Genomic DNA, 4808 nt, shown 5'->3' with positions numbered 1-4808 from the left:
GTTTTTGAGCTTAAAGGTCTCGTCGAGGACGCGCCTCTCAAGCTCGCGAAAATGACCTTCGCCGCAGGTTGCAAATATCTCGGCGATGCTCATCCCGGCCATGGCCTCTATCAGGTCGTCGGTGTCCAGGAAGGGCAGCCCGGTGAGTTCGGAGAGCTTGCTTCCCACGGAGGTCTTGCCGGCGGCCATGAAGCCCCCGAGGTACAACCTGAATGAAGTCCCCTTTAGATCCGGTTTATCTTTTTTTATCTTTTCAACCGTTTGGGTTACAGTCATATCATGCATGAAGCATCCTCCTTGTCCGTTCTATATGTTCTTTGAGACGACCTTTCAGGTCTTCCATCCTATCGCCGCCAAACTGCTCGCATATGGCTTGCGCAAGCACAAGCGACGTCATGGCCTCTCCTACGACGCAGGCAGCCGGCACGACGCAGACATCTGCTCTTTCCACGTGGGCAGTGGCGCCCTGCTTGGTTTGGACGTCAAAGGTGTGAAGTGGCTTTTTAAGCGTGGGGATGGGCTTTAAGGCCACGCGAACTAAGATATCCTGACCGTTTGTTACGCCGCCTTCGATGCCGCCCGCGTTGTTTGAGCCGCGGTCCCATTGGTCGGATAAAAGGACAAATTCATCGTGCACCTCGCTTCCGGGCTTCTTTGAAAGCTCGAAACCTCCCCCTATCTCAACGCCCTTGGCCGAAGGGATTGCCATCAAAGCCTGGGCCAGCCGGCCGTCCAAGCGCCTGTCCCATTCGCTGTAGGAGCCTATGCCTGCTGGGACGTTTTTCGCTATGACCGCAAAGGTTCCGCCAAGGGAATCGCCGCTTTGCCCAGCCTCGTCTATCGCCCTTCGAAGGCGGGCTTCCATATTGCGTCCTGCAACTCCCATGTCTGAGCTGTATGCCTCGGCCCATTTTTCGTCGCTTTCCGGCAAATCTGCGATTTCCGTTCCTATGGACGTAACGGCACTTCTTACGGTGATTCCAAGTTCGATTAAAAAGGTTTTGCAGATCGCGCCTGCCACGGTCCATGCAGCTGTCGCCCTTGCGCTTGCCCTCTCTAAGACATTTCTTGCCTCTTCAAATCCGAACTTTGCCATGCCCGCAAAGTCGGCATGTCCGGGCCTCGGTCGCGTCACGGCCTTTTGTGCCGCTTCTTCCTTGTCAACTTTGAAGGGGTCCATGGCGCCTCTCCACTTTTCCCATTCGCTGTTTCGAAGGACGACCCCGATCGGGTTTCCCGTCGTAAGCCCTCCCCTGACTCCCCCGAAATATTCGAATTCGTCCTTTTCAAGCTTCATGCGCTCCCCGCGCCCATATCCGCGCCTTCTGCGGGTGAGGTCCTGCTCGATAAGCTCCTTTGATATTGCAAGGCCGCAGGGCATCCCCTCAAGGATGATGAGATATCCCTTCCCGTGAGATTCACCACAGGTTAAAAAGCGCAGGCTCATGATGAAACCTCCTTAAGGCATGTTTGCGTAAGTTTGGTCAGGTCGTCGAAGAAGCCCGGGTAGGATATGCTGACGCATTCCTCATCTTCGATGCGAACCGGTCCTGTCGCGACAAGGCCGGCGACGGCCATGGCCATTGCTACGCGATGATCGCCAAAGCTTTTTGCCCTGCCGCCCGAAAGGGCAGTTCTTCCTTCGATGATCCATCCGTCATCCGTCTCCTGTATCTGGGCTCCAAGGGCTTTTAGGTTTATGGCCATGGCATGTATCCTGTCGCTTTCCTTTACCCGCAGTTCCCTTGCTCCTCTTATCTCGGTTATCCCTTCGGCCCGGGTGGCGGCCACGGCCAGCACTGGAAGCTCGTCGATGAGCGAGGGGACCTCTTCGGGCGAGACGGTCGTGCCTTTAAGCCGGGAGGATCTTACGGCTACGGTGGCCGTCCTTTCCCCTCCGCTCAAGGTTTCTTCTTCAATGGCGTAATCAAGCCCCATCCTCTCAAGCACTTTCAGAAGCCCTGTCCTGGTGGGGTTTACGTTTACCTCTTTTATGCGAAGCTCGCTTTCTGCTGTTATTGCGGCGGCGACTATCCAAAAAGCTGCCGCCGAGAAATCTCCCGGTATCCTCCAGCTTTCGCCCGGAATGGAGCTTGTAGGATACACCGTGACCTTGAGGCCGTCTTTAAGTACGGGGACACCTAGGTATTCAAGCATTATCTCGGTATGGTCCCTCGTGGGGGAAGGTTCAATGACTGTCGTTGCGCCCTGTGCGCCCAGACCGGCAAGCAGTATGGCTGTCTTTACCTGTGCGCTTGCCACCTGAAGGGCGTGAACGCCGCCGCTAAGCTTTCTTCCCCTGACCGCCAGGGGAAGCCTTTCGCCAAACTCGCGGCCGTCGATTTTTGCCCCCATGGCGACCAAAGGTTTTACCACCCTCCCCATGGGTCGTCTTTTCAGGCTTTCGTCTCCCGTCACGACGGCAAATAAATTCGGGATGCCCGACAGAAGGCCGAGCAAAAGGCGGGCCGTGGTGCCGGAATTTTTGGCGTCGAGCACGTCCTTTGGTTCCTTGAGGCCTGTCGGTGCCTTTATTTTGACCGTGTTAAAGGCCTTGTCCTGCTCAACGGCGCATCCCATCGCCTCAAGGCATGCCAGCGTGCTGGCGCAGTCCTGTCCGGGGGAGAAATTGGATACCTCTACGCCGTCCCTCGTCATGGCACCAAGAAATGCCGCCCTGTGCGATATGGACTTGTCGCCGGGCACGTGAATTTCGCCATTGATTCGGCTGGTTGGGTTAATTTCTATCATTTGTCTCACCTCGTTGCGCTAATAGCGCATCTCTCGACTCTTTTGCATTGGCTGCAAACTTAAGCAGTTCCTTTGGGTCCATCTTTGACATCTCCGACAAAATGTCCATGAAGTCCTTTATCGCTTGGCTTATAAAGCCTTTGTTCGTCTCCCATACGTCAGCGATAAGCCAAGGGGGGCATGAAGCCACCCTGGTCGTGTCCCTGAAGCCGCCGGCTACGAATTTTGGAAGCTCTTCCTGTTGGGACGCCCTTGTGCCCGCAAGTGCCGCAAGGGCTGTGGCTAAAAACATGGGGAGGTGGCTCGTTACTGCCACTATCTGGTCGTGTTCCTCGGGGCTTACGATTACAGTATGCGAGCCTAAGGCGCAAATTAGGTCTTTGGCCAGCTCTACGGCTTTATTGCTTGACGAAGCGGTAGGCACCAATGCGCACACGGCCCCTGCAAAAAGGTCCGCAGATGCGTTGTCTATGCCGCCCTTTTCCTTGCCTGCCATGGGATGAAGCCCTACGTATCTTTCCTTCCAGATGACGGATAATTCCCTTGACAACGAATGCTTGGTGCTTGCGGTATCAGTTACCGCTTTAAGCTTCTCATCAGCGCAGGGAGCGATCCTTTGGCTTAAATTGACCATTTGGCTTGGCGGCGTGGCAAGAATCAAAAGATCGACCTCTTGGGCCATTTCCTCCGGCCTGCATGCTTCGGTGATCGCCCCGGAGGCAAGGGCGCGCCCTACGACATGTTCGTCCCTGTCCCAGCCAAGCACATTTTTCGTCCACCCGCATTGAAGCAGGCGTTTCCCAATTGAGCCGCCGATGAGGCCAAGGCCGATGATCCCTACGCTGCTACACTGCACTTTGAACACTCCAGAGATTTGCCCGAAATGGCAGAAAGCAGCCTTTTTATGGATATCATGAGGTCGTCAAACTCCTCGAGGTCCAGCGATTGGTCTCCGTCGCTTACGGCCTCCTTGGGGTTGGGGTGTACCTCTACGATGAGGCCGTCTGCTCCTGCAGCCATCGCGGCCAGGCTCATGCTCGGGACCAAGGCCCTGTCGCCCGTGCCGTGGCTAGGGTCGACTATGATCGGAAGGTGGCTAAGGCTCTTTATCAAGGGTACGGCGTTTAAGTCCAGGGTGTTGCGCGTCCTTTTTTCAAAGCTCCTTATCCCGCGTTCACATAGTATGACGTTGAAATTCCCGCCGGAGAGTATGTATTCTGCAGCCTGCAGCCATTCGTCCACGGTGGCCATCATCCCGCGCTTAAGGAGGACGGGCTTGTCGATCTTGCCCAGGGCCTTTAGCAGGGAGAAGTTCTGCATGTTGCGCGAGCCGACCTGCAGTATGTCGGCATGGGGAAGCATCAGGTCTATGTCCTCGGGGGTCATGACTTCCGTGACTATGGGAAGGCCCGTTATCCTTTTTGCCTCTGAAAGAAGGTTCAAACCTTCGACGCCCAGGCCCTGGAAGGAGTAGGGGTTAGTCCTCGGCTTGTAGGCGCCGCCCCTGAGGGCCATCGCACCAGATTTCTTAATGGCCTGTGCCGTTTTAACGATCTGTTCCCTGTCTTCGACTGCACAGGGTCCCGCTATGACCAGGGCATTTCCGCCACCGATGACCACTCCGGGGGCTATTTCGACGGTGCTTTCTTCCTGCAGCCATTCGCGGCTTGCCAGCGGGAACTGGGATTTTGCTATGGTGAAATTGGCTACCTCCGGCATCTCCTGCAGCTTGCCTTCGTTTATCAAGCCCTCGGCCAGCACTATGGCTTCGCAGCCATCTTTGATTATTCGCGCCCCGATGCCTGCCTCGTCTAATCTCATGAGCAGCCTTCCTGCGGATGCCCCTCTGTTCGTCGTTATGATCGCCCTTGTTGCTGTCATTTCTTTTCCCTCCTTCTTGAAATAAAAAATCCGGGGTTCGGCTTTGAGACCGAACCCCGGATTGTCTTGCTAATATGATACTTTACTATACTATATTACGATACTGCTTCCCGCCCGGCGGTCGGTCTCCATAAGAAAATTGGCCAGAAGCGTAATAATAACGCCACTGGCCGTCG

Annotated in this window: 5 protein-coding genes; all 5 read right to left on the bottom strand. The window is 55.5% G+C overall.

Features of this window, described 5'->3' with window-relative positions:
* On the bottom strand, nt 1-285 hold a 285-nt coding region (locus tag Q7P41_RS10370; protein WP_303884061.1), incomplete at its 3' end, for a shikimate kinase.
* The gene (aroC, locus tag Q7P41_RS10365) at nt 278-1447 is read right to left on the bottom strand and encodes a chorismate synthase (RefSeq protein WP_303884059.1); all 1170 of its coding nucleotides are present in this window, start codon (nt 1445-1447) and stop codon (nt 278-280) included. The genes aroC and Q7P41_RS10370, both read right to left, overlap by 8 nt.
* The gene (aroA, locus tag Q7P41_RS10360) at nt 1444-2751 is read right to left on the bottom strand and encodes a 3-phosphoshikimate 1-carboxyvinyltransferase (protein ID WP_303884057.1); all 1308 of its coding nucleotides are present in this window, start codon (nt 2749-2751) and stop codon (nt 1444-1446) included. The genes aroC and aroA overlap by 4 nt, the downstream gene beginning before the upstream one ends.
* Nucleotides 2738-3607 carry a prephenate dehydrogenase/arogenate dehydrogenase family protein gene (locus tag Q7P41_RS10355; RefSeq protein WP_303884055.1) on the bottom strand — a complete coding sequence of 290 codons (870 nt, stop codon included), beginning with the start codon at nt 3605-3607 and terminating at the stop codon, nt 2738-2740. The genes aroA and Q7P41_RS10355 overlap by 14 nt, the downstream gene beginning before the upstream one ends.
* Nucleotides 3589-4632 carry a 3-deoxy-7-phosphoheptulonate synthase gene (aroF, locus tag Q7P41_RS10350; RefSeq protein WP_303884053.1) on the bottom strand — a complete coding sequence of 348 codons (1044 nt, stop codon included), beginning with the start codon at nt 4630-4632 and terminating at the stop codon, nt 3589-3591. Before aroF ends, Q7P41_RS10355 begins: the two co-directional genes overlap by 19 nt.
* Nucleotides 4633-4808: the final 176 nt, after the last annotated feature.

The organism is Acetomicrobium mobile, from assembly GCF_937920065.1.
This window is presented reverse-complemented; position numbering and strand designations above follow the sequence as displayed.